The sequence below is a fragment of the Arthrobacter sp. Cza30 genome (assembly GCF_059090765.1).
The window spans coordinates 873,249-897,795 of sequence record NZ_JBNHGA010000001.1; the positions used below are offsets into that span (position 1 = coordinate 873,249).

Annotated in this window: 29 protein-coding genes, 1 tRNA gene and 1 pseudogene; 16 read left to right on the forward strand and 15 right to left on the reverse strand. The window is 67.2% G+C overall.

Annotated elements, in window-relative coordinates; genetic code table 11:
• The first annotated feature begins 119 nt into the window (after positions 1–119).
• Positions 120–491: a DUF7882 family protein gene (locus AC5RVZ_RS03950; protein WP_494064460.1), complete on the forward strand. Its 372-nt coding sequence runs from the start codon at positions 120–122 to the stop codon at positions 489–491.
• A gap of 36 nt (positions 492–527) precedes the next feature.
• On the opposite strand, the gene AC5RVZ_RS03955 is transcribed toward AC5RVZ_RS03950, so the two are convergent.
• From AC5RVZ_RS03955 to AC5RVZ_RS03965, 3 genes are all read right to left on the reverse strand, one after another.
• Positions 528–1,475 carry a helix-turn-helix transcriptional regulator gene (locus AC5RVZ_RS03955; RefSeq protein ID WP_494064461.1) on the reverse strand — a complete coding sequence of 316 codons (948 nt, stop codon included), beginning with the start codon at positions 1,473–1,475 and terminating at the stop codon, positions 528–530.
• 127 nt (positions 1,476–1,602) lie between these two features.
• Complete coding sequence (locus AC5RVZ_RS03960) at positions 1,603–1,767, reverse strand: hypothetical protein (protein ID WP_494064462.1); 165 nt, start codon at positions 1,765–1,767, stop codon at positions 1,603–1,605.
• Positions 1,764–2,024, reverse strand: coding sequence for a DUF2188 domain-containing protein (locus AC5RVZ_RS03965; RefSeq protein WP_494064463.1), 261 nt, complete (start codon positions 2,022–2,024; stop codon positions 1,764–1,766). The genes AC5RVZ_RS03960 and AC5RVZ_RS03965 overlap by 4 nt, the downstream gene beginning before the upstream one ends.
• Before the next feature lie 180 nt (positions 2,025–2,204).
• On the opposite strand from AC5RVZ_RS03965, the gene AC5RVZ_RS03970 reads away from it, so the two are divergent.
• The 5 genes from AC5RVZ_RS03970 (at position 2,205) to AC5RVZ_RS03990 (ending at position 4,985) form a co-directional block, all read left to right on the forward strand.
• Positions 2,205–2,546 (forward strand): PadR family transcriptional regulator, encoded by a 342-nt coding sequence (locus AC5RVZ_RS03970; RefSeq protein ID WP_494064464.1) that lies wholly within the window; start codon positions 2,205–2,207, stop codon positions 2,544–2,546.
• A gap of 1 nt (position 2,547) precedes the next feature.
• On the forward strand, positions 2,548–2,916 hold the full coding sequence (locus AC5RVZ_RS03975; RefSeq protein WP_494064465.1) for a DUF1048 domain-containing protein: 369 nt from the start codon (positions 2,548–2,550) through the stop codon (positions 2,914–2,916).
• The gene (locus tag AC5RVZ_RS03980; protein ID WP_494064466.1) at positions 2,913–3,728 is read left to right on the forward strand and encodes an ABC transporter ATP-binding protein; all 816 of its coding nucleotides are present in this window, start codon (positions 2,913–2,915) and stop codon (positions 3,726–3,728) included. The genes AC5RVZ_RS03975 and AC5RVZ_RS03980 overlap by 4 nt, the downstream gene beginning before the upstream one ends.
• Entirely contained in the window at positions 3,725–4,492 is a 768-nt protein-coding gene (locus AC5RVZ_RS03985; protein WP_494064467.1) for an ABC transporter permease, read from the forward strand. The genes AC5RVZ_RS03980 and AC5RVZ_RS03985 overlap by 4 nt, the downstream gene beginning before the upstream one ends.
• A 151-nt stretch (positions 4,493–4,643) precedes the next feature.
• Positions 4,644–4,985, forward strand: coding sequence for a hypothetical protein (locus AC5RVZ_RS03990; protein ID WP_494064468.1), 342 nt, complete (start codon positions 4,644–4,646; stop codon positions 4,983–4,985).
• 41 nt (positions 4,986–5,026) lie between these two features.
• Here AC5RVZ_RS03990 and AC5RVZ_RS03995 read toward each other — a convergent pair whose 3' ends face one another.
• The 4 genes from AC5RVZ_RS03995 to AC5RVZ_RS04010 all read right to left on the reverse strand — a co-directional run bounded on the left by AC5RVZ_RS03995 (position 5,027) and on the right by AC5RVZ_RS04010 (position 9,061).
• Entirely contained in the window at positions 5,027–5,821 is a 795-nt protein-coding gene (locus AC5RVZ_RS03995) for an SGNH/GDSL hydrolase family protein (RefSeq protein ID WP_494064469.1), read from the reverse strand.
• Positions 5,822–6,036: 215 nt separating this feature from the next.
• The gene (locus AC5RVZ_RS04000) at positions 6,037–6,585 is read right to left on the reverse strand and encodes a cyclophilin-like fold protein (protein WP_494064470.1); all 549 of its coding nucleotides are present in this window, start codon (positions 6,583–6,585) and stop codon (positions 6,037–6,039) included.
• 175 nt (positions 6,586–6,760) lie between these two features.
• Positions 6,761–7,780 (reverse strand): zinc-dependent alcohol dehydrogenase family protein, encoded by a 1,020-nt coding sequence (locus tag AC5RVZ_RS04005; RefSeq protein WP_494064471.1) that lies wholly within the window; start codon positions 7,778–7,780, stop codon positions 6,761–6,763.
• 27 nt (positions 7,781–7,807) lie between these two features.
• Complete coding sequence (locus AC5RVZ_RS04010) at positions 7,808–9,061, reverse strand: multidrug effflux MFS transporter (RefSeq protein WP_494064472.1); 1,254 nt, start codon at positions 9,059–9,061, stop codon at positions 7,808–7,810.
• 100 nt (positions 9,062–9,161) lie between these two features.
• Between AC5RVZ_RS04010 and AC5RVZ_RS04015 the strand changes: the two genes are divergently transcribed.
• A complete protein-coding gene (locus tag AC5RVZ_RS04015) occupies positions 9,162–10,073 on the forward strand; it encodes a helix-turn-helix transcriptional regulator (protein ID WP_494064473.1) in 912 nt (303 codons plus the stop codon).
• A gap of 187 nt (positions 10,074–10,260) precedes the next feature.
• On the opposite strand, the gene AC5RVZ_RS04020 is transcribed toward AC5RVZ_RS04015, so the two are convergent.
• Both AC5RVZ_RS04020 and AC5RVZ_RS04025 read right to left on the reverse strand, forming a co-directional pair.
• Positions 10,261–11,406: a hypothetical protein gene (locus AC5RVZ_RS04020; protein WP_494064474.1), complete on the reverse strand. Its 1,146-nt coding sequence runs from the start codon at positions 11,404–11,406 to the stop codon at positions 10,261–10,263.
• Between the two features lie 426 nt (positions 11,407–11,832).
• A complete protein-coding gene (locus AC5RVZ_RS04025) occupies positions 11,833–12,633 on the reverse strand; it encodes a hypothetical protein (RefSeq protein ID WP_494064475.1) in 801 nt (266 codons plus the stop codon).
• 94 nt (positions 12,634–12,727) lie between these two features.
• Here AC5RVZ_RS04025 and AC5RVZ_RS04030 point away from each other — a divergent pair, with 94 nt between their 5' ends.
• The gene (locus tag AC5RVZ_RS04030; protein WP_494064476.1) at positions 12,728–12,934 is read left to right on the forward strand and encodes a hypothetical protein; all 207 of its coding nucleotides are present in this window, start codon (positions 12,728–12,730) and stop codon (positions 12,932–12,934) included.
• A 214-nt stretch (positions 12,935–13,148) separates the two neighbouring features.
• The gene (locus AC5RVZ_RS04035) at positions 13,149–14,111 is read left to right on the forward strand and encodes a G5 domain-containing protein (RefSeq protein ID WP_494064477.1); all 963 of its coding nucleotides are present in this window, start codon (positions 13,149–13,151) and stop codon (positions 14,109–14,111) included.
• A gap of 353 nt (positions 14,112–14,464) precedes the next feature.
• Here AC5RVZ_RS04035 and AC5RVZ_RS04040 read toward each other — a convergent pair whose 3' ends face one another.
• Together AC5RVZ_RS04040 and AC5RVZ_RS04045 are read right to left on the reverse strand one after the other, a co-directional pair.
• Entirely contained in the window at positions 14,465–16,225 is a 1,761-nt protein-coding gene (locus tag AC5RVZ_RS04040; protein ID WP_494064478.1) for a DNA/RNA helicase domain-containing protein, read from the reverse strand.
• Positions 16,212–16,532 carry a nucleotide pyrophosphohydrolase gene (locus AC5RVZ_RS04045; RefSeq protein ID WP_494064479.1) on the reverse strand — a complete coding sequence of 107 codons (321 nt, stop codon included), beginning with the start codon at positions 16,530–16,532 and terminating at the stop codon, positions 16,212–16,214. The genes AC5RVZ_RS04040 and AC5RVZ_RS04045 overlap by 14 nt, the downstream gene beginning before the upstream one ends.
• A 132-nt stretch (positions 16,533–16,664) precedes the next feature.
• On the opposite strand from AC5RVZ_RS04045, the gene AC5RVZ_RS04050 reads away from it, so the two are divergent.
• The 4 genes and pseudogenes from AC5RVZ_RS04050 (at position 16,665) to AC5RVZ_RS04065 (ending at position 19,631) form a co-directional block, all read left to right on the forward strand.
• Positions 16,665–17,633 (forward strand): SRA domain-containing endonuclease, encoded by a 969-nt coding sequence (locus AC5RVZ_RS04050; RefSeq protein ID WP_494064480.1) that lies wholly within the window; start codon positions 16,665–16,667, stop codon positions 17,631–17,633.
• The gene (locus AC5RVZ_RS04055) at positions 17,630–18,031 is read left to right on the forward strand and encodes a (deoxy)nucleoside triphosphate pyrophosphohydrolase (protein WP_494064481.1); all 402 of its coding nucleotides are present in this window, start codon (positions 17,630–17,632) and stop codon (positions 18,029–18,031) included. Before AC5RVZ_RS04050 ends, AC5RVZ_RS04055 begins: the two co-directional genes overlap by 4 nt.
• Before the next feature lie 299 nt (positions 18,032–18,330).
• A pseudogene (locus AC5RVZ_RS04060) lies at positions 18,331–19,461 on the forward strand (tyrosine-type recombinase/integrase).
• Positions 19,458–19,631, forward strand: a complete 174-nt coding sequence (locus AC5RVZ_RS04065) for a hypothetical protein (protein WP_494064482.1) — start codon at positions 19,458–19,460, stop codon at positions 19,629–19,631. The pseudogene AC5RVZ_RS04060 and the gene AC5RVZ_RS04065 overlap by 4 nt, the downstream one beginning before the upstream one ends.
• Positions 19,632–19,670: 39 nt before the next feature.
• On the opposite strand, the gene AC5RVZ_RS04070 is transcribed toward AC5RVZ_RS04065, so the two are convergent.
• A tRNA-Arg gene (locus AC5RVZ_RS04070) sits at positions 19,671–19,742 on the reverse strand.
• A 99-nt stretch (positions 19,743–19,841) separates the two neighbouring features.
• Complete coding sequence (locus tag AC5RVZ_RS04075) at positions 19,842–20,123, reverse strand: Fe-S cluster assembly protein HesB (RefSeq protein WP_494064483.1); 282 nt, start codon at positions 20,121–20,123, stop codon at positions 19,842–19,844.
• 180 nt (positions 20,124–20,303) lie between these two features.
• Between AC5RVZ_RS04075 and AC5RVZ_RS04080 the strand changes: the two genes are divergently transcribed.
• The 3 genes from AC5RVZ_RS04080 to AC5RVZ_RS04090 are packed head-to-tail and all read left to right on the forward strand — an operon-like array spanning position 20,304 to position 23,127.
• A complete protein-coding gene (locus AC5RVZ_RS04080) occupies positions 20,304–21,449 on the forward strand; it encodes an NAD(P) transhydrogenase subunit alpha (RefSeq protein ID WP_494064484.1) in 1,146 nt (381 codons plus the stop codon).
• Complete coding sequence (locus tag AC5RVZ_RS04085) at positions 21,449–21,748, forward strand: NAD(P) transhydrogenase subunit alpha part 2 (protein ID WP_494064733.1); 300 nt, start codon at positions 21,449–21,451, stop codon at positions 21,746–21,748. The genes AC5RVZ_RS04080 and AC5RVZ_RS04085 overlap by 1 nt, the downstream gene beginning before the upstream one ends.
• Positions 21,745–23,127, forward strand: coding sequence for an NAD(P)(+) transhydrogenase (Re/Si-specific) subunit beta (locus AC5RVZ_RS04090; protein ID WP_494064485.1), 1,383 nt, complete (start codon positions 21,745–21,747; stop codon positions 23,125–23,127). Before AC5RVZ_RS04085 ends, AC5RVZ_RS04090 begins: the two co-directional genes overlap by 4 nt.
• Before the next feature lie 15 nt (positions 23,128–23,142).
• Here AC5RVZ_RS04090 and AC5RVZ_RS04095 read toward each other — a convergent pair whose 3' ends face one another.
• On the reverse strand, positions 23,143–23,502 hold the full coding sequence (locus tag AC5RVZ_RS04095; RefSeq protein WP_494064486.1) for a histone-like nucleoid-structuring protein Lsr2: 360 nt from the start codon (positions 23,500–23,502) through the stop codon (positions 23,143–23,145).
• Positions 23,503–23,724: 222 nt separating this feature from the next.
• Positions 23,725–24,543, reverse strand: coding sequence for a helix-turn-helix transcriptional regulator (locus AC5RVZ_RS04100; RefSeq protein WP_494064734.1), 819 nt, complete (start codon positions 24,541–24,543; stop codon positions 23,725–23,727).
• Positions 24,544–24,547: the final 4 nt, after the last annotated feature.

Here is a 24,547-nt window from a genome sequence, read left to right on the forward strand (position 1 = left end):
GATGCCTCCCGTTCGTTTCCGGGGTCAACCCGCACATCTGCGAGCAGGACACGTACAGTGGGACTCAGCTGCACGCACGCGTCCACCCCCAGGGCACGCGTCGGCTGAAGGAGGGCGACATGGGCACCATCTACTACGGCGGTTCGGAAACGCCCATCCACATCGATGATGTCGCGCTGGCGCACCTCAAGGTCGTCATCGCGACGAAGCTGCGTCGCAACGAGAGCTTCACGGTGTCGTGGCGCCACCCCGAGGACCAGCCGCGCGGTCGCAGCACGATCTGGCTGCACCCGTCCATCCCGCTGCGCTTCGTCTTCGACGATCCGGAGCCGGCCCTGCTCAACCGTGCCTGGATCGAGGAGCTGGCGAACTCGGCGCACTCCACGGGCGGCATCACGCTCGTTCCCGAGCACATCGCCTCTCCGATCACGGCGGAGCTGCGGGAGCTGACCGAAGCCGCCAGCCATGAGCCCGCGGTCGCTGCGCCCTGACGCGCTGACGAAGCCCACCGCAGCGCGGTGAGCGCCTCACGTCGGGCGCGAGACCTGGTGCGGTGAGCGTCCGTAACGGGCGCGGTAGTACGCTGCGAACCGCGACGGGTGGTTGAAGCCCCATCGGCGCGCGACCTCGGCCACGGTGCCGGGCGCGCCCGCCATGAGCTCGTCGTGCGCGCCGCTCAGGCGGATCGCCCGAAGGTAGTCGCTCGGCGTGGTTCCCGTCGCCCGGGAGAAAGCGGCTTGCAGGCCGCGCGTGGAGATGCGGACGGCGGCGGCCACGTCGTCGATCGTGATCGGCTCCCGGGCGTGCGCGTCCATGTACGCCATCGCCCGGCGCACCGTCGCGGGCGCCGGCCGCGCCTGTGCTGTCTTCTCGAGGGACTCGAGGAACGACGTGCGGAAAGTCATCAATGTCGTGTGGAGCGCGTGCCGCCGCAGCTCGGCCACGATGATCGGGTCGACGTCGACGCCCGACAAGGGCGCGAACGACGCGAACACGTATTGGTAGACGCGCTCCCAGTGCGCGGCGTGCGCGCGGCTGCGCGGGGCGGCATCCTTCACCCGGAGCATCAGCCCGTCGTCGCCGGTGATCTGGCGTGCGATCTCCTGGGCCGAGTCGATGTCGAACACCAGGGCCCGGACCACCGCGCGGCCGTGCCACGCCGCATCCGCGCTGTCGCCGGTGGCGCACGCCCAGGGCTGGCTGATGTCGAGCTTCTTCCCGCCGGTTCTGACCCATCCGTCGCGTGCCGCCACGCGGCAGGCCACCAGCTCGTTCTCGGGGCTCATCGCCGATCGGACGCGTGCGGTGAGCTCGTAGCCGATCACCGACAGACCCTCGGCCTCCACGGAGGTCCATTCCAGGGCGGCGCTCTCAGCATCCTCGGGGCGCTCCAGACGGGCGGACGGCACGAAACGCCGCCACATCTCCTCGACGGCTTCGAACCCTTCCGATCGAGCGCGGACAACCTCGACCATGACTTCTCCTCGCGGGCCGCCCCTCGTCGGGTGGCAACTCCGTGAGTCGATGATGGCAGGCAGGCGCCGCCGCCGCAGCGATCATCCCCGGCATCGCCGGGCGCGTCCGCTGCGGCCGCGCCACCTGTCACTCGCTCGTGGGTGACTGGGTCTCCGAGATCGCGGGGTCTTCGCCCTCTGCCTGCGACGGGTGGCCGGTCTCCGGCTGGGCCTCGCCCTCCGCCGGACGGTCCGGATCTTCGCCTTCGGCCTGGCTCGGCTTGTCGCTCTGCGTTGCGCTGGGGTCGCTCATCGTGCTGTTCCTTCCGTGGTGGTCTGGTCGCTGGGTGGGTCGGTCGGCTGCTCGACAGTCGGGTCCGTGATCGCGCCGGTGGGCTCAGCCGCTTCCACGATGTGATCGGCGCCGAGTCGGTCTGCGACGGTGCGCCCGGCGTCGATGGCTTCCTCGCGGCTGGTGTGACTGGCCGACAGATCGGGGCGGCCCTCGACGTGGTTCTCCCACTGGCCGCGGTTCGACCGCGTGACAACGGGCGGGGGAGTGTCGGTCATGGAGTCCTCCGATCGTGGCGTGGCCTCCATCATCCACGGAGGCCTCGGCCTGGAGGAGGGGCTTGACCCGTTCGGCTCCGTGCCCCGCGAGTTTCACTATTCAGTGTTGCCAAGTACCAGTACCTAGTGTTACCGTCTAGTGGTAGTCAGCAACACTGAGTAGACCGAAGAGGCGAAGCCATGGGCAACCAGATGACGGAGATGCTGAAGGGCACGCTCGAGGGCATCGTCCTCGCCATCCTGGCCGTGCGCCCGGCGTACGGCTACGAGATCACGGCGCGACTCCGGGAGCAGGGCTTCTCGGACATCGTCGAAGGCACCGTGTACGCGCTGCTCGTGCGGATCGAGCAGAGGGGCTTCGTGGACGTGGAGAAGGTCCCGTCCGAGAAGGGCCCGCCGCGGAAGGTGTACTCGCTCAACGCACAGGGGCGAGAACAGCTCGAGGAGTTCTGGAGCACGTGGAGCTTCCTCTCAGAGCGGATCGAACAGCTCCACGACCGACCGACAGAAGGAGAGAACTGACATGGCTGCGAAGTGGATCGAGGCCCTGACCGGGTCACTGGAACAGAAGAAGCTGTACAAGCAGGCGAAGGCGCGCCTCGAGGCGCTGCCGGAGCCGTACCGCACCGCCGCGAACGCGATGCACCGGTACTTCCTGTACTACGGCGGCGTGACCGACGGCGACACGATCGTGCAGATGTTCGTCGATCTGGCGGACCTCTGGGAGCGGGCCGCGACCGACGGCACGCCCATCCGCGAGATCGTCGGCGGCGACCCCGTCGACTTCGCCGAGACCTTCGCCCAGGCCTACGGCGGCAAGCACTGGATCGACAAGGAGCGCGCTCGCCTGGTCAAGGCCGTCGAAGACGCCGAACGAGAGGAGCAGAGATGAGCACCACGCTGGAGGCGCCGGCGATCCAGGTCTCGGGCCTGGAGAAGTCCTACAAGGATCTGAAGGTCCTCCGCGGCGTCGACTTCGAGGTCGCACGCGGCAGCATCTTCGCCCTGCTGGGATCGAACGGCGCCGGGAAGACGACCGCGGTGAAGATCTTGTCGACGCTGCTGAAGCCCGACGGCGGGTCCGCCCGCATCAACGGCTTCGACGTGGCGTCGCAGCCGCGGAACGTCCGCGAGTCCGTCAGCCTCACGGGTCAGTTCGCCGCGGTCGACGAGGCGCTCACGGGACGGGAGAACCTCGTGCTGGTCGCGCAGCTGCGTCACGTCGCGCAGCCGGGAAAGGTCGCCGACGAGCTGCTGACCCGCTTCTCGCTCACCGACGCGGGGAGCCGTAAGGCCGGCACGTACTCCGGCGGGATGCGCCGGCGTCTGGACATCGCGATGAGCCTCATCGGCGACCCGTCGGTGATCTTCCTCGACGAGCCCACGACGGGCCTTGATCCGCAAGCGCGGATCGAGGTGTGGCAGACGGTGAAGGAGCTCGCCGACCGGGGAACGACGGTCCTGCTGACCACGCAGTACCTCGATGAGGCGGAGCAGCTGGCCGACCGGATCGCGATCCTGCACAAGGGACGCGTCATCGTCGAAGGCACCCTCGCCGAGCTCAAGCGGCTGCTCCCGCCGGCGAAGGTCGAGTACGTCGAGAAGCAGCCGACTCTCGAGGAGATCTTCCTCGCCATCACGGGCGACGACTCCGGCGACGCCGCACCCGTCGAGCCGGCACAGACATCGAAGGAGTCATCATGAGCACCACTCATTTCGTCGGCGACACCGCGGTCCTCACGGGCCGGTCGCTGCGTCACATCCTGCGCAGTCCCGACACGATCATCACAACGGCCGTCACCCCGGTCGCCCTGATGCTGCTGTTCACCTACGTGTTCGGCGGCGCCATGCAGCTGGGGGCGGACCAGTCCTACATCGACTACATGCTTCCCGGCATCCTGCTGATCACGATCGCGTCGGGCATCGCCTACACCTCGTATCGGCTCTTCATGGACATGCAGGGCGGCATCTTCGAACGGTTCCAGTCCATGCCGATCGCCCGGTCGAGCGCGCTGTGGGCGCACGTGCTCACCTCGCTCGTGGCGAACGTCGTCTCACTGGCGATCGTCGTCGGCGTGGCTCTCCTCATGGGGTTCCGCACCGGCGCCGATGTGCTGGGGTGGCTGGCGGTCCTGGGCATCCTCGTCCTGTTCACGCTGGCGCTGACCTGGGTCGCGGTCATCGCGGGCCTCTCGGCGAAGACGGTGGACGGAGCGAGCGCGTTCTCGTACCCGCTCATCTTCCTGCCCTTCATCAGCTCGGCGTTCGCGCCGACGGAGTCCATGCCGGGGCCGGTCCGCTGGTTCGCCGAGAATCAGCCGGTCACCTCGATCGTGAACTCGATTCGCGACATCTTCGCCGGTCAGCCGGTGGGATCCGACATCTGGGTCGCGCTGGCATGGTGCGTGGGCATCCTGGTGGTGGCGTACTTCGGGGCGATGGCGATCTATCGCAAGAGGATCTCCTGAGCGAGCGGATGCCGTGGGCCGGGCGTCGGTGAGACGCCCGGCCCATTCGTCTTCGGCCGCCGGGCGCGGTGCAGCTGACAGGCGCCGCCCGGATGAAAGTCCGATTGTCAAGCCTGTTCGTCCCTGACGCCGTGTCACCCAGCCTGAGTGAATGAAGCACGTGACGTACGGTGACAAAGCGCTTCTGCTGGACGACGAGACGGCCGACGGGCTCCTCGCGTACGCGACCGCGCTCGGGAACCTCGGCGGTGCCGACACCGTCACGGTGCGAGGACTGGATACCTCGGGCAACGAGGTGGAAGCGGCGATGCTGCTCAACGCCAGCACGTCCCTGGTGACGGAGACCACCGCCGGAAGCGCGTCTGCGCCGAAGAACGACGGGGTGGTGGAGTACATGCGCGGGCGGACCGCCATGCTGCTTCATCCGCCCGAGGTGCAGCCCGAGCCGGACGGATCGCCCCTGGCCGAGACGGAACTGCGCGAGGCGTTCTGACGGCCGCGGGTTGCCGGGCCGAGCGCTCCCGTGTCGAGGGGTCAGCCGCCGAAGACCGTGTGGCGGCGTTCGCGGTGTTGGGTGAGAGCTTCCACGATCCGCTCGGCGATGGCGCGATGCCCGTCGTTGTTCACATGACCGTCGGGCAGCAGGAACGCCGGGTCGATCACATTCGGTTCGAGCAGGCTGATGTATCTGGCGCCGACCGACCGCGCGCCCTCGCGAACGGCCGCGTCCAGGGCGACGGCGATCTCGTCCACCGCCCAGGGGGTGGATGGCCCGACCGCCACGAGCATCGCCTCGGGAAGACCCGCCCGAAGACCGCTGTAGGTCTCGAGGACCGCGGCGCGGACGGCGTCCGGAGCCTCGGCGAACGCCGGGAAGTCGTTCTGGCCGCCTGCGACGACCACGATGTCGGGGGCGGCAGCCACCACCTCAGGGACCGTCTCGAGGTACGTCGGACAGTATTCGAGTCCGCAGCCGAGGTAGCTGTTGCTGGTGACGAAGCCGGTGCCGCCGCGTCCGAAGTTCAGCTCCGTCCATCCCAGCGCGGCCGCGGCCACCGTGCTCCAGCGCGCGGTGTCAGGCTCGGCTCCGCCGCCCTGCGTGTAGGAATCGCCGATGAACGCGGCGCGCGGCGCGGGGGCGGGCACGGACGGCGTCGGCGTCGCCGCGCCAGAAGGTGTCGGCGATGCGGACCGGGTGGAGGTGGCAGCGGGATGCTGCGGGGGAGCGGTTCCGGTCGTGGGTGGTCGCTGCCACGCGATGACCGCCACGAGGACTGCCGCCAGAAGCAGGACGGCGATGCCGACGAGCTGCCATCGAGGCGGTTCCATCCAACGGCGCCCGTGCTCCGGAGGTGCTGCCGAACCCATGCTGCTGCCTGTCGGGATCAGCGGGCGGCGACGGTGTCTTCCATGTCCGCACGCTAAGCCGGGCCGGCATGATCGGCATGGGGCTTGCGTTCCCGCTCGTGATCTGGTCGGCCGGTCGTGACGGCGCCAAGGCCTCCGGGTGCTGATCGGAGCCGGTGACGACGAGGCAGCGGCGGTCAGTCGATGATCTCGATGGTGACGTTCCCGCCTTCGAGGAGGGACAGTTCCTCTTCGGTGGCGTTGTAGGTGCCGATGTGGAGTGTGCTGTCGGAGTACCCGACACCGTCGGCGTTGTAGTAGAAGCCCAGGTTCCCCCACGAGGTGAAATAGATCAGATCGCCGTTCTCGGGGTCGGATCCGGGGGACCCGGCGTAGTCGAGTTCCCGGGGGAGGTAGGCGATCTTCTCCCGACCGGCGAACTCCTCGAACGACAGTCGCAGCGGGAGCATCGAGAGGAAGTCGCGGACGCCGGGGCTGTCCTCGCCGATCGTGACATCGATGCTGGTCCGGTCGGAGGTGAAGCGCACGACAGTGCCGATGACCCCGTCGGGGGTTTCGGCCGGTGCGGTGGCCGTCGGCCTCGGCTCCGGCGTGACCGGCGTGGGGGCCGGTGTCGCCGAGACCGCGGAGGGGCTCTGCGTCGGCTGCTCCGAGCGTCCCTGAGAGCACGCTGCGATCGTCGAGATCAGCACGGCGGCGGCGGTGGGAAGGAGACGACGGATCATGAGGCATCCACTCCTGCGCTGCCGGAGGCGGCGGCAGCTCCCGGTGCGGTGCGATCGCCGACGTGACGGCGAACCGCTCCGGCGGGTTCTTCACGGTGGGGAACGGGTTCGATCTTCACGAGGATCCTCCTGAGGGGGCGGCCGGAGCGGGGGGACTCCGGCCGCCCGGTTCGGATCAGACGGTGAGCAGCACCTTGGTGGCGCGGCGCTCGTCCATGGCCTTGTAGCCTTCGGCGGCATCCTCCAGCGGCAGGGTGAGGTCGAACACCTTGCCTGGGTCGATCTTCCGGTCCCAGATCAGCTGGATCAGCTCGGGAAGGTACTGCCGGACGGGTGCCGCACCGCCGTGCAGGTGGATGCCCGCCCCGAACAGTTCGGAACCGTCGAGCGTCACGTCGTGGGAGACGCCCACGAAGCCGACGTGTCCGCCCGCGCGGGTCGCGCGGATCGCCTGGTGCATCGATTCCTGCGTGCCGACGGCTTCGATCACCGAGTGTGCCCCGAGCCCACCGGTGAGCTCCTTGATCCTCGCGACGCCTTCCTCGCCGCGCTCCTCGACGATGTCGGTGGCGCCGAAGTGACGTGCAAGGGCCTGGCGGTCGGCGTGGCGGGACATGACGATGATGCGCTCGGCGCCGAGCTCGCGGGCGGCGAGGACGCCGAGCAGCCCGACCGCGCCGTCGCCCACGACGGCGACGGTCTTGCCCGGCCCCGCCTCGGCCGCGACGGCGGCGAACCAGCCGGTGCCGAGCACGTCGGACGCGGCCAGCAGCGAGGGGATGAGGTCGGCGTCCGGCTGGCCGGGGGTGGCGACCAGCGTGCCGTCGGCGAGCGGGATGCGGGCGTACTCGGCCTGGGTGCCGAGGGTGCCCATGAGAGTGCGGTGCACGCAGTACGACTGGTAGCCCGCCCGGCAGATCTCGCACGTGTTGTCAGACGACCAGAACGAACCGACGACGAAGTCGCCGACCTTCACGTTCTTCACCTCCGAGCCGACCTCGGTGACGACACCGACGTACTCGTGGCCCATCGGCGCGTGATCGACCGGCTCGGCGCCACGATAGGGCCACAGGTCGGATCCGCAGATGCAGGACGCGGACAGTCTGATGATGGCGTCGGTGGGTTCGAGGATGGTGGGGTCCTCGCGATCCTCGACTCGCACGTCTCCCGGGGCGTACATGATGACTCCACGCATGATGGTGTCCTTCCTTCGTTGAGGGGTTCAGGAAACCGTTGCGGTTTCCGAGGGGGTGTCCGCTTCCGCCGGGGTCTTCGCCGACGTGCGGCGGCGGAGAAGGAGAAGGCCGGCGACAGCGGCGAGAACGACCGTGATGACGGTGACCAGGCCCAGCGGCAGGATGCTCAGAGCGCCGGCGACGCCGACGAAAGGGGCGGCGATCGCGCCGAACCCGAATCGGACCATACCCAGCAGGGAGGATGCGGTGCCGGCCGTTCGCGGATGATCCGCCAGGGCCAGGGTCGTGGCGCACGGTGCGGTGACCGCGACGCCGCTGGAGAGGGCGAACAGCGACACGATGACGACCCACAGCGGCGTCGGGGTCAGGCCGGCCACCAGCAGACCGAGGGCACCGAGGCCGGTGACGCCGACACCGGTGGCGAGCGTGCCGGGAATGCTCCACCGTTCGGCGGTGCGTCCGGCGATATAGCCGAACACCATGTGGCCGGCGGAGTTGAGGCCGAACGCGGCGGCGTACCACTGGGGCGACAGCCCGTAGATGTCCTGCAGCACGAAGGTCGACCCGGCGAGGTAGGCGAACAGCGCGGCGTACAGGAACCCCTGGTTGAGCACGGCGCCGAGGAAGACGCGGTCGCTGAGCAGGATGCGGTAGTCGCGGAGGGTCTGGCCGAATCCGCCCGTGGTGCGCCGCGAGGCGGGGAGCGTCTCGCCGAAGATGCCGAGAGTGAGGGCGAGGATCGCCGCTCCGATGACGGCGAGGAAGGCGAACAGGCCGCGCCAGTCGGTGAAGGTGTTCAGCAACCCGCCGAGCAGCGGGCCGACGATCGCGGCGAGCCCGCCGATGACCGTGAGGCTGCCGTAGAAGCGGATCAGCGCGCCGCCGGTGAAGATGTCGCGTCCGGCGGCGGTGGCGATCACGATCCCGACTCCGCCGGACAGCCCCTGCACCACGCGGGCCGCGATCAGCACCTCGATGCTGGGGGACAGTGCACACAGCGCCGACGTGAGGATGTACGCCACGATCCCGATGAGGAGGATCCCGCGCCGCCCGTACCGGTCCGACAGCGGGCCGGCGATCAGCTGGCCCGCTGCCAGGCCGATCAGACAGGCTGTGACGGTCAGCTGCGCGACCGAGGTGACCGCGCCCATCTCGGCGGTGAGGGCGGGAAGCGCCGGCAGGTACAGGTCCATCGAGATCGGGCCGAACACCGTCAGCACCAACAGCAGCGTCGGCAGTGCTCGGCGCACGGCGGGGACGGGGGAATCCGGGGTGGGCATGTACCCAGCCTCAGGTGATCCTCGCGTGCGCGGGAGTCTCTGATGAGAGGTGTACCGACAGGGCACCCCTCGTACGGCGCGAGCGACCTAGCCTCGTCGTATGGACAACCGAGCTGAAGTGCGCGCGTTCTTGATGACCCGCCGCGCCCGGGTCACGCCCGACGCGGCCGGCATCACCGCCGGCGGCAACCGTCGCGTCGCCGGATTGCGTCGCAGCGAGGTCGCGACCCTGGCCGGCGTCAGCGTGGAGTACTACTCCAAGCTCGAACGCGGCGCGATCGCCGGCGCCTCCGCGTCCGTCCTCGACGCCGTCGCCCGCGCGCTCCAGCTGGACGAGACAGAGACCGCGCACCTGCTCGACCTGGCGCGCACCGCTGACGGCATCCCTACCAGCGGCCGCTCCCGCCGTCGCAGCAGCAGGTCCGCCGCGCCGCGGCCGAGCCTGCAGTGGGCTCTCGCCTCGATCACCGAAGGGATCGCGGTCATCCGCGACCCCCGCCAGAACCTGCTGGCTGCGAACGACCTGGGCCGGGCGTTCTACTCCCCGATGATCGGCGACGGCGGCCGCACCCCGAATCTCGCCCGGTTCCAGTTCCTGGACCCGGCCGCCCGCGAGTTCTATCCGGACTGGGAGAAGTTCGCCGAGATGTGCGTCGCCATCATGCGCGCCGAAGCCGGACGTGACCCGCACGACAAAGCGCTGCAGGACCTGGTCGGTGAACTGTCTACGCGCAGCGAGCACTTCCGCAAGCTGTGGGCGGCGCACAACGTCCGCACCCACGGGGCAGGAACCAAGCGGTTCCAGCATCCCATCGTCGGAGAGCTCACCCTCGCATACGAAGAGCTGGCGCTCACCGCCGAACCGGGCAACGTCATGCTCATCTACACCGCCGAACCCGGCTCTCCCTCCGCCGAACGGCTGCGGCTGCTCGCGTCATGGGGCGCGCAGCACCCCACGCAGGCCATCGCCGCCGAGCCGGCGCTGACCGACAACGTCGAAGAGACCCGCTGAGGCCAGCGCGTCGGCTCTGCGCCGTCACGGTCCCACGTCGAGCGATGCGCGCCGGCGGGTTCGATGTGCCGCTGCCGCGAGCAGAAGTGAGTGCTGCCCCTGGAGGGACTCCAGGCTAAGCGAGGCCATCACTAAGGGATTGACGCCGCGGATTATTAGCCCCGGATCCGGGTGCTGGCGATTGCACTCACCCCTGCGCTTGCGAAGCAGCACTTGGTAGTGCGGACGGTTTGATGAGGTTGGCCAGAGCGATCATGCCTGAAACAGAGTCATCCTTCGCGCCATGACCGGTGCCAGATGTCAGATGAGCCTGGAGTACGACCTGGCCCATCATGGTCATGAAGCGCTGCTTTTCCGCTGGGTCGCTTATCTGGTTGCTGTACGAAATCATCGTCCCCATCGCCGTCGACAGGTCATTGGCGCGCTGCGCAGCTTGGTCGCGTGCTCGCGCCCGGGCGAGAAGCACGCCCGCGAAAGTGGCCAACGCGGCTGTGGAAACAAGGTGAAGCCCGATTTGCTCCAGGGCCGAGTATTGCGACCCCACCCCCAAGTAGTGGAGCAGCACCGGAAGGACAGCCACAACGGCTGCGGCTCCAAGCACGACGAGACCAGCGGTCCACGCGCCGCGGGATTCTCTAGCATTGCGTTTTGCATCCGCCTTGAAGAGCGAATTCGTCGCGTCGGAGGATGCGGCGGTGACAAGAAGACCTGCTTGCTTCGCACTTGTCTCGAGGTCGTCGCGAGCTTTCTCGATGGCCGATTTCGCCTCGGATGCAACTGCTTCGACATCAATTGCGCTCCGACGTGCCGCGGCTGCTGCCTCATCTACCTCACGCGTCCGAGTTCTCGCGTGTTTGACCAGAAGATTCAGTTGCGGCTCTGTGACTGGAAGTTGCGCAGGCACGGGGACGCACATGAGCTGAAGCCCGAGCTGTGCCTGGCCTTGAGAGATCAGATTCCATCCCTGGCCGACGAGATCGATTCCGCTCGCCGAGGGAAGCCCGAGCGCAAGAAGTTCCGGCACGTATTGCGCCAGCTGGGGGTTACTCGGAAGATGCGCCAGTAGATTATTCGTCGTGTGCACGAGCGGCGCCGCATTGCCGCTCTGAGCAGCAACGGCTGCCCACTTGACGCTCTCCTCGAGGCCCGGGGGACCCTGCTGCATGAGCAACCACGCGAGCAGCGCCGTGGCCCACTCGTGACCCGATTGAGCATGCGGCCGCAGCGCGTCAACTGCAGCCGCCTGATTGCCACTGTTCCAGTACTGCTGGACCTGTTGCACCGTAGCGACATCTGCTGGATCGGGCGTCGGCATTGGCGATATCGGGTCCATAGCAGGAACATACTGGGTGTTTGCGACAGTGGCTGGTTAGCCGAAGCACCCGTCGGGTGCGCTAGCCCGGCGTCCCGCGCTTCGTCATCCGGCTGGTCGTGATGCCGCGCGGTCGCCGCCGGCACAGGATGATGGGGCATCGAATAGGTCGAACCGTCGCAGATCGCCAGTTCATTAGCGATCACTTCGGGACCTAGACGCAGACTCGGCGCTCCGTCGCTCCATATGACTGGCCCGCGTCTTGCAGATCATGTCACCGAGCGAGTGCTCGTGGCGGTGACTGTGCGCGCAGAGGGGCCGACGGTGCCAGTCGTCGGCTTCGGGGTCAGGGAGACAAGGCGGGTTACGTCATCGTGCCTACACGCACGCCGACGATACTTCTTTCGATCCCAGTGCCCGCACAGGGATCGATCAAGGACCGACGGGTCAGACAACAACCAGAGCCACATCCGTGAACCTGTCAATCACACGTAGGGACGTGATCGGAACCACGAGCGCGGCGCCAGCGAGAAACACGCAATAGCCGGTATGTGAGAGGTGAAGGCTCATCGCAACTTGCCATGGAAGCGGCGATGCTGATTGCGGAGGGCTACCGTCGGGCGATTCGCTCCACAGGCGCAGGGCGGGCGGAAGGCCCAGGCGGCGCCGCGCGTCGAGGATTGCCATCAGCGCGCGAAACCGAGCTGGACGTTCGGCCTGGACTAGCCCCCATGCCAACCACGCAAGGCCGATCATCGCACCGGCTGCAATCACGACGCTGAGGATCATCCAGAGGAGTTCGTAGAAATACGCTGTACTGCTTGCATTTGAAGCGCTGACATGGCTTAGGTCGACGCCGATCAACCCGCCCACCCATGCCCCAAGGCCGAAGATCACGGCAGCCCACAATCCTCGCGCAAGCCAGGCCGCTCTCCGTCCCAGCAGCGATCGGCGTGCAGTGAGGGCCCGATCTGGAAGCTTGCTTGCGACGACACATCCGATCACAACGGGGATGGCAAAGACGATAGCTGCGGCGCAGTCGAGAAGGAAGTCGGCCGCGGCGGTGGAGATGAAGAACGAGCGTTGAAGCAAGACGACCACTGCTGTGAACACGACAGAGCAGAGGACGATGAGTCCGGGAAACGATCGTGCCCAGCGCCGCGCGCGGGCGGCATAGTGTCGCCACTTATCCGAGCCGCTCGGCGCGGCGTGCGTCGAACGATCTGTCAGCCCTTCCTCTGATGTCACGGTCGCGAGCGTAGCGAAGACATCCGACTGCAGGAGTGCCGACCCGCCTGCACGCTGATCTCAACCAAGCACGGACCTCGACTGGGAGTTCTCATTGAACGCCCTCAGCGCAACGACCATCAATCCTTCAGCCGACCTCCGCCCGCTGAATGATGGACGTTTCAATCAGACTGCGATGAGTCTTGCGGTGGGGAAGCCCTTCAATGGCAGCGGAGACTTCGCGCGAACCGCGTCCAGAAAGGGATTCGTTGCGCCGCCGCAATCGAACTTGAATGCCACCTTCGCGACCGACGCCACCTGATCCGCTAGGAGATCGAGTATTCGCAGTGTCTCGAGCTGGCTCAGGGCCACGCCCCTAGCCACGTATGGCTGCGTGGTGAGAACCCACCAACGGCCGTGCGGCGGGGATCCTTAAGGTCTCGTCAGGTTTCGCCAATGCCGCCTCGCATTCGACGCATTCGGGTCGCGAGGCATGGGGTCGGCCGTTAGGGTCGGAGGGATTTTGGGGAGATTCAATGACGACGCAGCCGCCCGGGTGGTATCCCGATCCTGTCAACGCGAGCCGGCAACGCTGGTGGGACGGTGAGGCGTGGAGCCCGCACGTCGCCAGCAACGGCACGAGCTCGGTCGAACCGCTTCCCACCACCCCGACGGCGCCCGCCGCCGAGCGTGGCTCCCGGCGGATGCCGGTGTGGGTATGGGTCCTCATCGGCGCAGTGGCGCTGATCCCGCTCATCCTGCTATCGCCGGTCGTGGCCGTCATCGCGCTGATCGTGCTCATCACCGGCATCGTGGCGCTCGCGAAAGGCACCCGGACTTGGCTTCGTCTCAGATCCCGCAAGGCCGCGATCGTAGTCACAGCGGCAGCCGCCGCAGTGCTGCTGGTGACCGGGAGCGTCAGCGCGGCCGTGCTGCCGAACACCGGCGGTAACTCGAACGTCGAGGCGGCGCACTTCGCGGGAGAGTCATCTTCCACCGAATCGAGTTCCGATGAGTCCCGTTCGACGCCGAAACCGACGCCAACGCCGGTCGCGAGCACGCGGGACGAGGTGGTGACCGAGGCGATCCCGTTCACCGAAACGTGGGTGGACGACGGCGCCTTGGCCGCAGGGCAGACACAGATCCGCACGCCCGGGCAAAACGGAGAAAGGACGCTGACTTACCGCGTGCATCTGCTCGATGGGCAGGAAGTCAGCCGCGAACTGGTCTCCGACGTCGTCACGACACAGCCGACCACCCAGGTGGTTGCGAACGGCACCTACGTCGCACCGCCACCACCCCCTCCAGCGCCCGCGCAGCCGGCAGGGAACTGCGACTCCAACTACGCCGAAGCGTGCGTGCCCGTCGACAGCGATGTCGACTGCGCCGGCGGCAGCGGAAACGGCCCCTCCTACTTCAACGGCATCGCGCGCGTCGTCGGGAGCGACGTCTACGACCTCGACCGCGACGGAGACGGTTTTGCCTGCGAACCCTACTAGTGGGCCGCCCGTTCAAAATCGTGGGTCTGGCTGGCCGTTGTCAGCGCACCGGCGAGTGAGCCCTTCACACCGCGAGCACCCAACTGCGCGACTTCGGGCGCCCACCGCAGCGGTGCAAGGAACCCTGCGCCCTCGCGAGACAGGCGCCGCGCGACACGCCGCCCCAACCGATCTAGCCGCGCAGCGACCACCGCTGCTCTCTGAGCCCTGTCGGCTGATCGACGAGAACCTCGCCGCGGCAAAAGGCACGAGCGATACCGCTCGCCCGCGCGTCGGTCAGTCAGCAAAGAACCGCACTCGCCGGATACCGGGGACCGATGTGCCCGCACACGGGGTCGCGGGTGGCGCTCAAGTTATCGCGAGGACCCGATCGCGAGACGCGCAATCTCCGCCGCGATGAACTCACGCAACGCGGGGTCACACACATAGACGTATGTGCCGCGGATGCCCCTCGTCAGGAGGACCCCGTAGATGTTGCGGATGAACTCCAATAGGTCGTCGTCGGAGTAGGCGATCCCGCGTTGCTTGTTGTTCTCCTTGCCCTTCGCGTCCCGATACGAGGTGCGGTCGATATAGAGCCGTCGGGAGTGGGCGTCGTAGCGGAGGTCGTTGCCGATGATGACACCTGCGTAGTTGAGGTCGTAACCCTGGACGGTATGGATAGACCCGACCTCGTGAATGGATGCCGGACTATTGATCCAGTCCTTGGCTTGGCTGTTCCAGCGAAGGCGCACGCCATCGAGCTCGATATCGAACGCTTCCTTATCGCGATTGCTCTTCCACTCCCATGCGTAGCCGGCGACTAGGCGGGCGAGGCCATGCTCGTCGTTGCGGTTGAAGATCTCGCGTCGCATCGCCACGAGGTTGTCGAAGAACCTCAGGTCGTAGTCACCAAAGTCGTGGCGCGCGGCCGCTTTGGACTCTCCCCGCAGCAGGTCCCGAACGAATTGCACGTAGTCGGCGCCTGCACGCACGCGCATCTGGGTCGACAGCGGATACCGGCGATGTGTCGACCTTGCCTGGTCCACGAGTGAGCGGAGGACACTCTGAGGCAGGTCCGCCGGTCGTACGGTCTGCTCGACGTCGAGCAAGAAAATCTGGTGCCGGCTCTGAGCGCGGATCCAATCCAGCTGGGTCTTCGATGGGTCGTCAGCGCCAAAGAGCTCTTCGTTGATTGTGATGAATCGCCTGTTGTTGACGCCGGACGACTGGTTCGCACGCTGGTTCAGGCGATGAGTCTCGTCGACAATCAGCAGGTCCCATGGCTGATCTGATGCCCCCACGTCGAAGGGCGTCAGGATCTGTGCCTCCGTGAGCTTTGGTGTCTTCTTGAAGACACGCTTGATGGATTCGCGCAAGGACTGCTGAGGTACGACGAAACCGATCCGAAGGCCCGCGAGCAGTTCGCGATTGCCGGGCACGAAGAAGTCGGCGAACATGGAGTCTGGTTCGACTTCGTCTGCATCATCGTGGTCGCGGATGTCTGCGAGGAGCTTCATCAGGAAGATCGCGATGATGGTCTTGCCCGTCCCAGGCTGTCCTTCGATCACACTCGTAGACGACGCTCCGTTGCCGAGGTCGGCAAGGAGTCCCTCCACAATGTCTTCGACCGCGATCGCCTGTTCCGGCGTGAGCACTTTGAACGGCGACAGTTTGAAGAGGTCGCTGTTCTCGATCTCAGGGATGCTGCGCTGGAAGATTCCCTCTGATCGCAACTTGTCGAAGATGTCACGGAAGCTCTCCCGGTAAAGGTCGCGCTCGTAGTACCGGGCGTCGATGATCCCCTCGTTGCCATTCATCACCGTGAACTGTCCGTCGCCGGCGAGCCAGCGGATCAGGTGAGACTCCAGATCGAGGCACGCCGACTTGTTGAAGGTGTCGTCGATGACAACGCGCACGCGCCGGAATGCGTTCTTGGCAGGGTTCGCGAGATGCTGGCGCATGCGCGCAGCGGCGTTGACCGTCTCACCGACGTACACGGCCCCGGCACCAGCCGAGTCGGCACCATCAAGCACGTAGACGACAGGCCAGTTTCTTCGACGCTCGTCGCCAGCCACCCAGTCCGAAATCGCGCCTGACGTAAAGTCCAGGCGCTCGATATCAAAGGGCGTCATACTTTGTGCTCCGTCCCCGGGCCCGATCGGCCGGGTACTTCTCTCCAGTCATGACAAGTTTCTCGAGCACGATCTCATCGAGGTCGACGCCGAGCCGTGCGGCGAGCAGTGTGCAATAGGTCACCACGTCAGCAAGCTCGGCTCGCACCTGCGCCTCGTCTGCATCGTCGCTCCACTGGAAGCACTCCAGTAGCTCGCCCGCCTCAATCGCAATGCTCTTGGCCAGGTTCGCCGGAGTGTGAAACTGGGCCCAGTCACGCTCTCGAACAAAGTCCTCTAGGGCCTTATGAACACGCTCACTCGTCACGATTGCGACCGTATCAGGACCCCGGCGCGGGCTCAGCAAGGCGAGCAGGCCGTGCGTTCGGGCTCGTCGTGGTGGCCCCCCGCTCGCGGAAGATCCTCGCCGCCAACTCGATCTGATCGATAGGTTGATCACGTGCCATCGCCCGCCTTCCGCCTCCGCGCAGGTGACATCGTCACACGTGCAGACCTCGTGGTGGAGTATGGCGGAAGCGTTCAGTCTGGCGGCATCGTTCCGAGCAACACGTCCAACTCCGTCTTTGTGTTCACGGACCCCGCCGAGGGCAGACAGTTTGGCTACGTCTATGACGGTTTCTCCCCGGATGGCACGGTGTTCCACTACACCGGCGCGGGCCGAGATGGGGACCAGAAGCTCAGCGGCAGCAACTCAGCGATCCTGACCCACGCCGCGAAAGGGCGCTCCCTCCACGCGTTCAGCGCAGCGGGCGTCGTGGCGGGGTCGAGCACGAAGCTCCAGCGATACATCGGCGAGTTCATCCTTGACCCCGACGTGCCATTTGAGCGCATGCCAGCGCTCGATCGGAGCGGAGCGCTGCGCACAGTCCTCGTCTTCCGGCTGCTGCCGGTGAGCGTGATCCCGGATGACGTCGTTGAGCTCGTCGGATACTCGGGAGTGACGCGCGAACCGAACGCCATCTCTGTTCCCGTCGAGATCAACTCAACCGAGTTCTTCGAGACGGCGGATCGCGCGGGTGGCGTGGCGGTACGGCGCGAGTCGCAGCTTGTCGACGAATTCATCGCACATCAAGTCGGGCACACCTTCACTCGGTGGGCGATCAACCTCCCCGCCGAGCGCACCCGGCTCCTCACCGACATCTACGACGAAGCCGATCACACCCTCTATGAAGCGAAGGCGATTGCCAGCCGCTCGGACCTCCGTATGGCGGTCGGTCAGCTCTACGACTACCGCCGACACGTGCACGTCGACGACTTACGTTGCTCGGTGCTTCTTCCCGAACGCCCCACCGCTGACCTCCGCGATCTTCTCCGCGATGCCGGACTTGGGCTGGCCTTCCGCGAGCAGACAACCTTCGTACTTGTGCCGCCCGACACCTCACATCGGGGAGAACGGCTGCACCAATGACACGGCGATTCAACGTGGTGGGCGCGGTTATCGTGAGCGACGAACGTGTGCTGGCCGCGATGCGAGGGCCGAGCGGAAGTCTGCCCAACATGTGGGAATTCCCCGGTGGAAAGATCGAGGACGGCGAATCCCCGCAAGAGGCGCTCGCTCGCGAAATCGGCGAGGAGTTGCTCGTCGACATCAAAGTCGGCGACGAGATCCTCACGACAGCTCACGATTACGAGTTCGGGGTCGTGACGCTGACCACCTACTACTGCGAACTCCGTTGCGGAACACCGCAGCCCACAGAGCACGCGGCGCTTCGCTGGCTCACGCCGGACGAACTCTTCTCCGTGGAATGGGCGCCGGCCGACATACCCGCGGTCGAACGTGTCCGCTCGGATCTCCGAACCGAATAGATCAGCCTTCCTCCGGCATCCAGCCTAGACAGCGATCGGGCGCGGCGCAGTCCTCGTCGTCGAACGGCTGCTAAGCGACGCGCGCCAGCGCGGAGTCTGCAAGGAGTGAGCGGCGAGAACGGAGACGCGACCGGTCGCTACACTCTCGGCGTCGGAGGGAGGCGCCGCTTCCACCAACGCCAGTTGACGACGTCTTCCGACATCTGTCCACATCTGTCATCGGCCGCATTGACGGCACCCGATCAGTGTCCGACACTGGCCCGATACTGACCGTCGAGCCGGAGTGAGCGGAGGTCGAGATGGGCAGCATCACCCCGTACGAATCGGCGAAGGGCCGCCGCTACCGCGTGCGGTATCGCAAGCCGGACCGCACCGAGGCCGAGAAGCGCGGCTTCACGACGATGCGCGAGGCGAAGCTGTACCTCTCCATGGTCACGGTGTCGAAGTCGTAGGGCGAGTACATCGACCCGTCCACCTCGCGGGTTCCGGTGCGGATGTTCGCGGATAGATGGCTGCGGTCCAAGCAACCGCCGATGTCGAAGCCCTCGTACTACATGACGCTCGAGCGCGCGTGGAAGAACCACGTCGCGCCGGTGTGGGCCGACAGGGAGATCTCGTCGATCCGTCGCTCTGAAGTCCAGGACTGGGTGTCCGACCTCGCGACGCAGAAGTCGCGCACGGTCGTCCTTCGAGCGCTGGGAGTCCTCGCCGGCATCCTCGACGTCGCGATCGACGATCGGCGCCTCGCGAGCAATCCTGCCCGCAACGTGCGCAACCTGCCTCGGCACGGACCGGGCAAGCGTCGCGTCTACCTCTCGCATGACCAGGTCGCGACGCTGGCGGCATGCTCGGCATATCCGACGCTTGTCCTGACGCTGGCGTACACGGGCCTCCGCTGGGGCGAGGCGACAGGTCTGCGGGTGCGCAGCGTGAACCGGCTGCGTCGGCGCTTCGTCATCGAGGAGAACGCGGTGATGATCGCGTACGAGATCCATGTCGGCACGCCGAAGACGCACGAGAAGCGCTCGGTGCCCTACCCCGAGCGTCTCGCGCCGATGATCGAGCAGGCGTGCGCCGGCAAGGGGCCCGAGGGTCTGCTGTTCGGCGACGGGGTCAATCACATGCGCAACTCGGGCAGCAAGGGATGGTTCGCGAACGCGGTGCGGCGTGCGCAGGAGTTCGATCCATCGATCCCTCGACTCACTCCCCACGACCTTCGGCACACCGCCGCGTCGCTCGCGATCAGCTCCGGCGCGAACGTGAAGGCGGTGCAGCGGATGCTCGGGCACGCGTCGGCGGCGATGACCCTGGACACGTACGCCGATCTCTTCGACGACGATCTGGATGCCGTCGCGACGCGACTGAACGACCAGATGCCGTTGGTGGCGCTGCCGTCAGGACCGCAGACCCGCTACGCGCGACCTCAATGACCACCGAGAGCAGATTGCTCAGTTTTTCGACGAGGCAGATTTCGCCCGAAACGCTCGATTTTGGTGCTCTCAGACGTCGCGCGCAGGCATCTGCAGACGGCAATTTTCGGCTCACCGAATTTTCAGAATGCGGGCAGAAAGCGGGCAAAAACGACTTTCGTGTGGTCTGACCACAGAAAAAAGTCCTGGTCAGAGGCAAAAAGAGACTGTGCCCCTGGAGGGACTCGAACCCCCAACCGTTTCCTTAGGACGGAACTGCTCTTCCATTGAGCTACAGAGGCTGGCCCCGCCAGTCTACGGGGAGAAGAGACCCGGGACGGGATCACCGCGGACGACGACGGCCCCGACGCCGAAGCGCCGAGGCCGCCGATGGGCGCGCGTCAGGCCTGCGCGGCCAGCGCGAAGCGCACGGAGCCGTCCTGCGTGAGTTCGGCGTCGAGCACGCGGTCGTCGAGCGCCACGGCCGCACCCTCGTCGAGGAACACCCGGGCGCCGTCCGTGACGACGATCGTGTCCCGCGGCTCGGGGTCGGGGGCGACACTCAGCTCGAAACCCGACGGGGTGCCCGTGTCGCGGATGCGCACTCCACCGTCCTCGGCCTGCGGGACGCGGGAGATGATCTGCTTGACGGCCTCGGCGGCGGTCTGGGTCAGCGTGAGCATGCTGCTTCCTTTCCGTTGCTGTTCCGGACCGGCCACGATTCCGAGAATCGATCCGCCCTGCAACCTGTGCCCGCCATTGCCAGGTGATTCGGACCTTCCGCTCATACGCGTCTCATGTCTAGGGTCGAAGCACCTGCGGTTCGGCCGACGGGTGATGCACGCGGACGAAGGAGTCCTGTGGTGACGACAGTGAGGGTGCGGTGCGAGCGCGCGCCGGGGGAGAAGCGGGTCGCGGCGACCCCCGACAGCGTGCGCAAGCTGGTCGCGGCCGGTGCGGCCGTCGAGGTCGAAGCGGGCGCCGGCAGCGGCGCGATGATCTCGGATGCCGCCTATCGCGACGCCGGCGCGAGCCTGGTCGAGCCCGCGGCGGTGGTGAGCGGCGGCATCCTCCTCCACGTCCGCCCGCTCACGCCCGACGAGGCCGGGGCGCTGACCGCAGGAACCGTCACGGTCGGCGTGCTCGACCCTTTCCAGAACGCCGCGGGTGTCGCAGCGCTGCGTGAGCGGGGCGTCACGGCGTTCGCGCTGGACCTCCTGCCCCGCATCTCGCGCGCCCAGTCGATGGACGTCCTCTCCTCTCAAGCACTGATCGCCGGCTACCGGCTCGTGACGCTCGCCGCCGGCGCGTTCGGACGCATGTTCGGCATGACGATGACGGCGGCAGGGACACTCGCGCCGGCGCGCGTGCTCGTGCTCGGCGCCGGCGTTGCGGGACTGCAGGCCATCGCGACGGCTAAGAGGCTGGGCGGCGTCGTCTCGGCCAACGACGTTCGCGCGGCGTCCGCCGACGAAGTGCGGTCGGTCGGCGGCACCTTCATCGACCTCGACCTCGGGGCGGCGGACGCGGCCGGCGGCTACGCGAAAGAGCTCGCCGAGGACCGCGCGCGCCGTCAGCAGGAGCTGCTCGCGCCGCACGTCGCGGCCTCCGACATCGTCCTGACCACCGCCGCGGTTCCCGGACGCGCGGCGCCGCGGCTCGTCACGGCCGACATGGTGGCGGCGATGAAGCCGGGCTCGGTGCTCGTCGACCTCGCCGCGGAGTCCGGCGGCAACATCGAGGGCTCGGTGCCGGGCGAGCGTCGCGCCGTTCCGGTGGCGAACGGGGCGGTGACGCTCATCGGCGCGCGCGACATCCAATCGGATCTCGCGCCGGATGCCTCGAAGCTGCTCGCCATGAACTGCGCGAACTTCGTCGCGCTGATCCTCGAGGAAGGAGACCTCGTGCTGGACTTCGACGACGAACTGGTGGTCGGCAGTGCGATCACGCACGAAGGAAGGATCCTCAACGAGCGGGTCGCCGCGGCGACCCAGGCGGTGACGGCGTGATGGACGGCTTCGCCCTCATCACCATCACGATCCTCGCGGTGTTCCTCGGGTTCGAGGTGGTCTCGAAGGTCTCGAGCACGCTGCACACGCCGCTCATGAGCGAGGCGAACGCCATCCACGGCATCATCCTGCTGGGAGCCATCATGGTGGCCGGCACCGCGGAGGACCCGCTCGCGCTCGCCCTCTCGCTGGTCGCGGTGCTGCTGGCGACGATCAACGTGGTCGGAGGATTCGTCGTCACCGACCGCATGCTCGAGATGTTCTCGGCCAAGCCTCGGCGCGCCGAGGTGACGTCGTGAAGCTCCTTCCCGCCGAGGTCGTCGCCGCCTGCTACATCGTCGCCGCCGTCCTGTTCATCCTGGCGCTGAAGGGCCTGGGAACCCCGCGGCTGGCGCGCCGCGCGAACCTCCTGGGAGCGTCGGGCGCCGCGCTCGCCGTCCTCGCCTACTGCCTGAGCGTCGAGCTGCGCAATCTCCTGTGGATCGTCGCGGCCATGGTGATCGGCGCGGTCATCGCGGTGCCCGCCGCGCGGCGCGTGCAGATGACCCAGATGCCGCAGCTCGTGGCGGCGTTCAACGGCGTCGGCGGTGGTGCGGCGGCCCTTGTGGCGCTCGTCGAGGTGACACACACCGACGACCCTTGGGCGCGCGGCGTGGTGGGGTTCACTGTGCTCGTCGGCGGCGTCTCCCTCACCGGTTCCTTCGTGACCTTCGGGAAGCTGCAGGGCATCCTCGCGACCCGGGCTGTGACGTTCCCGGGTCTGCGCATCCTCATGGTGCTGCTGGCTGCGGCGGCACCCGCCGCCGGCGTCGTGCTGATCGTCACCGGCGCCCCGGCGTTCGCCTACGGTCTCCTCGCGGTCGGACTGGTGCTCGGAGTGCTGCTCGTGCTGCCGATCGGCGGCGCCGACGTACCGATCGTCATCTCGCTGCTCAACGCGTTCACGGGGCTCGCCGTGGCGGCATCCGGTCTGGTCCTGAGCAACGTGCTGCTGCTCATCGCCGGAACGCTCGTCGGTGCGAGCGGCACAATCCTCACCATGGCGATGGCCAAGGCCATGGGCCGCACCGTCACCGGCATCGTCTTCGGCGCGTTCCGCACGCGGGCATCGGCGGGCGCCGACGGGGGAGCGGCCCGCGACCGGCCGGTGCGGACCATGGGGACCGACGATGTGGCCATCCTGCTCGACTACGCCCAGCGCGTGGTGATCGTCCCGGGGTACGGGCTCGCTGTCGCCGGTGCGCATCACGCCGCGGCGGAACTGGCCGAGGTGCTCCGATCCCGCGGCGTCGACGTCGTGTTCGGCATCCATCCTGTCGCGGGGCGGATGCCCGGACACATGAATGTGCTGCTCGCCGAGGCGAATGTGCCGTATGACGCGCTCGTGGAAATGGACGATGTCAATCCGCGTTTCAAGACGACCGATCTCGTGCTCGTCGTCGGCGCCAACGACGTCGTCAATCCCGCGGCGAAGACGTCACCGGGATCGCCGATCTACGGGATGCCCATTCTCACGGTGGGCGACGCGCAGCAGATCGTCTTCCTGAAACGCTCGCTCAATCCCGGATTCGCGGGAATCGACAATGAGCTCTTCTTCGACCCGAAAGTGTCGATCGTTCTCGGGGACGCGAAAGCGACCCTGACGAAGCTTCTTTCGACCGTGAAGACGAGCGCGTGAGAAAGCGACGCGACGTCAGTTCGCGGCGTCGTAGGCCTCGAGGACGGATGCCGGAACCCTGCCGCGGTCGGACACCTCGTAGCCGTTCTGCTTGGCCCATTCGCGCACGGCGCTGAAATCCTGCTGCCCGGAGCGCCGGCGCCCGCCACCGCGGCGATTCGGCGACGCGCCGCCGCCGGCACGTCCGGCCGACACCGTGCGCGCCGCCTTCGTGTAGCGCTCGAGAGCCGAACGCAGCGCCGCGGCATTGTCATTGGTGAGGTCGATTTCGTAGGCGATCCCGTCGAGCGAGAAAAGGACGGTCTCGCCTTCGCCGATCTCCAGGACGGTGCCGTCGATGTCGTCGACGAGCTGATGCACGATTCTGCGGGCCATGGAATGCACAATACGCCGGAATGGACGCGCCTGCGGGAATTGCGTCGGCGCATATCCGGTGTCATGTGGCATCGGATAAACACCATTCACGCCGATTCGTGCTGATCGGATTCGGACCGGATGCTCGATTCGGGCTGCCCGGTGCGAAACATCCGAATTCGGCGCGGTGATCCGAATCCGCGACCATGCAATCCCGCCGCATGCGGAGGGAAATGCCGGCCGTCAGGGGAGCAGGCCGGCGCGGCGCGCCGTCGCCACGGCGGCGTGGCGGGTCGAGGCATCCAGTTTCGCCATCGCCGACTGCAGATACGACTTCACCGTGCCTTCGCGCAGCTTCAGGGTCGCTGCGATCTCGGCATTGGTCGCGCCGAGCGCGGCGCATGCGAGCACGTCGACCTCGCGAGGCGACAGGCGCACGTCCATGTCGAGCGGCGGCTCTGCGCCGTCCTGGGCCAGCGCCGCCAGCCGGTGCTCGAGACGCGCCAGCCGGTCGCGAACGGCCGCGTCATCGATCGCGGAGGCGATGCTGCGCAGTTCGGCGTAGCTCTGCCGAAGCTCTTCGCGGGCAGCCGGCGCCATCGTGGCGGCAGGCGAGGTGGGCACGAGAGCCAGGCGGCGCTGCACCTCGTCGTGGATGCGCAGCTCGTGCGAGAGCTCCTCCGCGACCGTCAGGGCCGGGCGGGCGACGACGTCGCCGACGGAGGATTCCGCCCACGAGCCGCAGTAGATCACCCCGCGCGCGCGGCCGCCGACCATCACCGGCACGGCGAAGAGCGTGGAGATCCCCTCACCGAGGACCGCGCGATCGTAGTCGTGTGTGATGGTCCGCGATGAGCGGTAGTCCAGGGCGAGGCGCGGGCGCTTCTCGACGAGAGCGCGGCCGCCCAGGCCACGGGATGCCTGCACCACGAGTCCCTCGAGGTTGCGCGTGCGTGCGCCGACGATCGAGGTGACGTGGATGGCCTGATCGCGGGTGAGGCCGCCGAACGCGACCGGGAAGTGGGTGCGGCGCACGAGGTCGTGGACCGCGCGGTCGAGGATCTGG

Excerpts from the sequence above, each read along its gene's own strand:
- AC5RVZ_RS03950 (WP_494064460.1), top strand. The coding sequence starts at position 120 with ATGGGCACCATCTACTACGGCGGTTCGGAAACGCCCATCCACATCGAT.
- AC5RVZ_RS03955 (WP_494064461.1), bottom strand. The coding sequence starts at position 1,475 with ATGGTCGAGGTTGTCCGCGCTCGATCGGAAGGGTTCGAAGCCGTCGAG.
- AC5RVZ_RS03960 (WP_494064462.1), bottom strand. The coding sequence starts at position 1,767 with ATGAGCGACCCCAGCGCAACGCAGAGCGACAAGCCGAGCCAGGCCGAA.
- AC5RVZ_RS03965 (WP_494064463.1), bottom strand. The coding sequence starts at position 2,024 with ATGACCGACACTCCCCCGCCCGTTGTCACGCGGTCGAACCGCGGCCAG.
- AC5RVZ_RS03970 (WP_494064464.1), top strand. The coding sequence starts at position 2,205 with ATGGGCAACCAGATGACGGAGATGCTGAAGGGCACGCTCGAGGGCATC.
- AC5RVZ_RS03975 (WP_494064465.1), top strand. The coding sequence starts at position 2,548 with ATGGCTGCGAAGTGGATCGAGGCCCTGACCGGGTCACTGGAACAGAAG.
- AC5RVZ_RS03980 (WP_494064466.1), top strand. The coding sequence starts at position 2,913 with ATGAGCACCACGCTGGAGGCGCCGGCGATCCAGGTCTCGGGCCTGGAG.
- AC5RVZ_RS03985 (WP_494064467.1), top strand. The coding sequence starts at position 3,725 with ATGAGCACCACTCATTTCGTCGGCGACACCGCGGTCCTCACGGGCCGG.
- AC5RVZ_RS03990 (WP_494064468.1), top strand. The coding sequence starts at position 4,644 with ATGAAGCACGTGACGTACGGTGACAAAGCGCTTCTGCTGGACGACGAG.
- AC5RVZ_RS03995 (WP_494064469.1), bottom strand. The coding sequence starts at position 5,821 with ATGGAACCGCCTCGATGGCAGCTCGTCGGCATCGCCGTCCTGCTTCTG.
- AC5RVZ_RS04000 (WP_494064470.1), bottom strand. The coding sequence starts at position 6,585 with ATGATCCGTCGTCTCCTTCCCACCGCCGCCGCCGTGCTGATCTCGACG.
- AC5RVZ_RS04005 (WP_494064471.1), bottom strand. The coding sequence starts at position 7,780 with ATGCGTGGAGTCATCATGTACGCCCCGGGAGACGTGCGAGTCGAGGAT.
- AC5RVZ_RS04010 (WP_494064472.1), bottom strand. The coding sequence starts at position 9,061 with ATGCCCACCCCGGATTCCCCCGTCCCCGCCGTGCGCCGAGCACTGCCG.
- AC5RVZ_RS04015 (WP_494064473.1), top strand. The coding sequence starts at position 9,162 with ATGGACAACCGAGCTGAAGTGCGCGCGTTCTTGATGACCCGCCGCGCC.
- AC5RVZ_RS04020 (WP_494064474.1), bottom strand. The coding sequence starts at position 11,406 with ATGGACCCGATATCGCCAATGCCGACGCCCGATCCAGCAGATGTCGCT.
- AC5RVZ_RS04035 (WP_494064477.1), top strand. The coding sequence starts at position 13,149 with ATGACGACGCAGCCGCCCGGGTGGTATCCCGATCCTGTCAACGCGAGC.
- AC5RVZ_RS04040 (WP_494064478.1), bottom strand. The coding sequence starts at position 16,225 with ATGACGCCCTTTGATATCGAGCGCCTGGACTTTACGTCAGGCGCGATT.
- AC5RVZ_RS04055 (WP_494064481.1), top strand. The coding sequence starts at position 17,630 with ATGACACGGCGATTCAACGTGGTGGGCGCGGTTATCGTGAGCGACGAA.
- AC5RVZ_RS04065 (WP_494064482.1), top strand. The coding sequence starts at position 19,458 with ATGACCACCGAGAGCAGATTGCTCAGTTTTTCGACGAGGCAGATTTCG.
- AC5RVZ_RS04075 (WP_494064483.1), bottom strand. The coding sequence starts at position 20,123 with ATGCTCACGCTGACCCAGACCGCCGCCGAGGCCGTCAAGCAGATCATC.
- AC5RVZ_RS04085 (WP_494064733.1), top strand. The coding sequence starts at position 21,449 with ATGGACGGCTTCGCCCTCATCACCATCACGATCCTCGCGGTGTTCCTC.
- AC5RVZ_RS04095 (WP_494064486.1), bottom strand. The coding sequence starts at position 23,502 with ATGGCCCGCAGAATCGTGCATCAGCTCGTCGACGACATCGACGGCACC.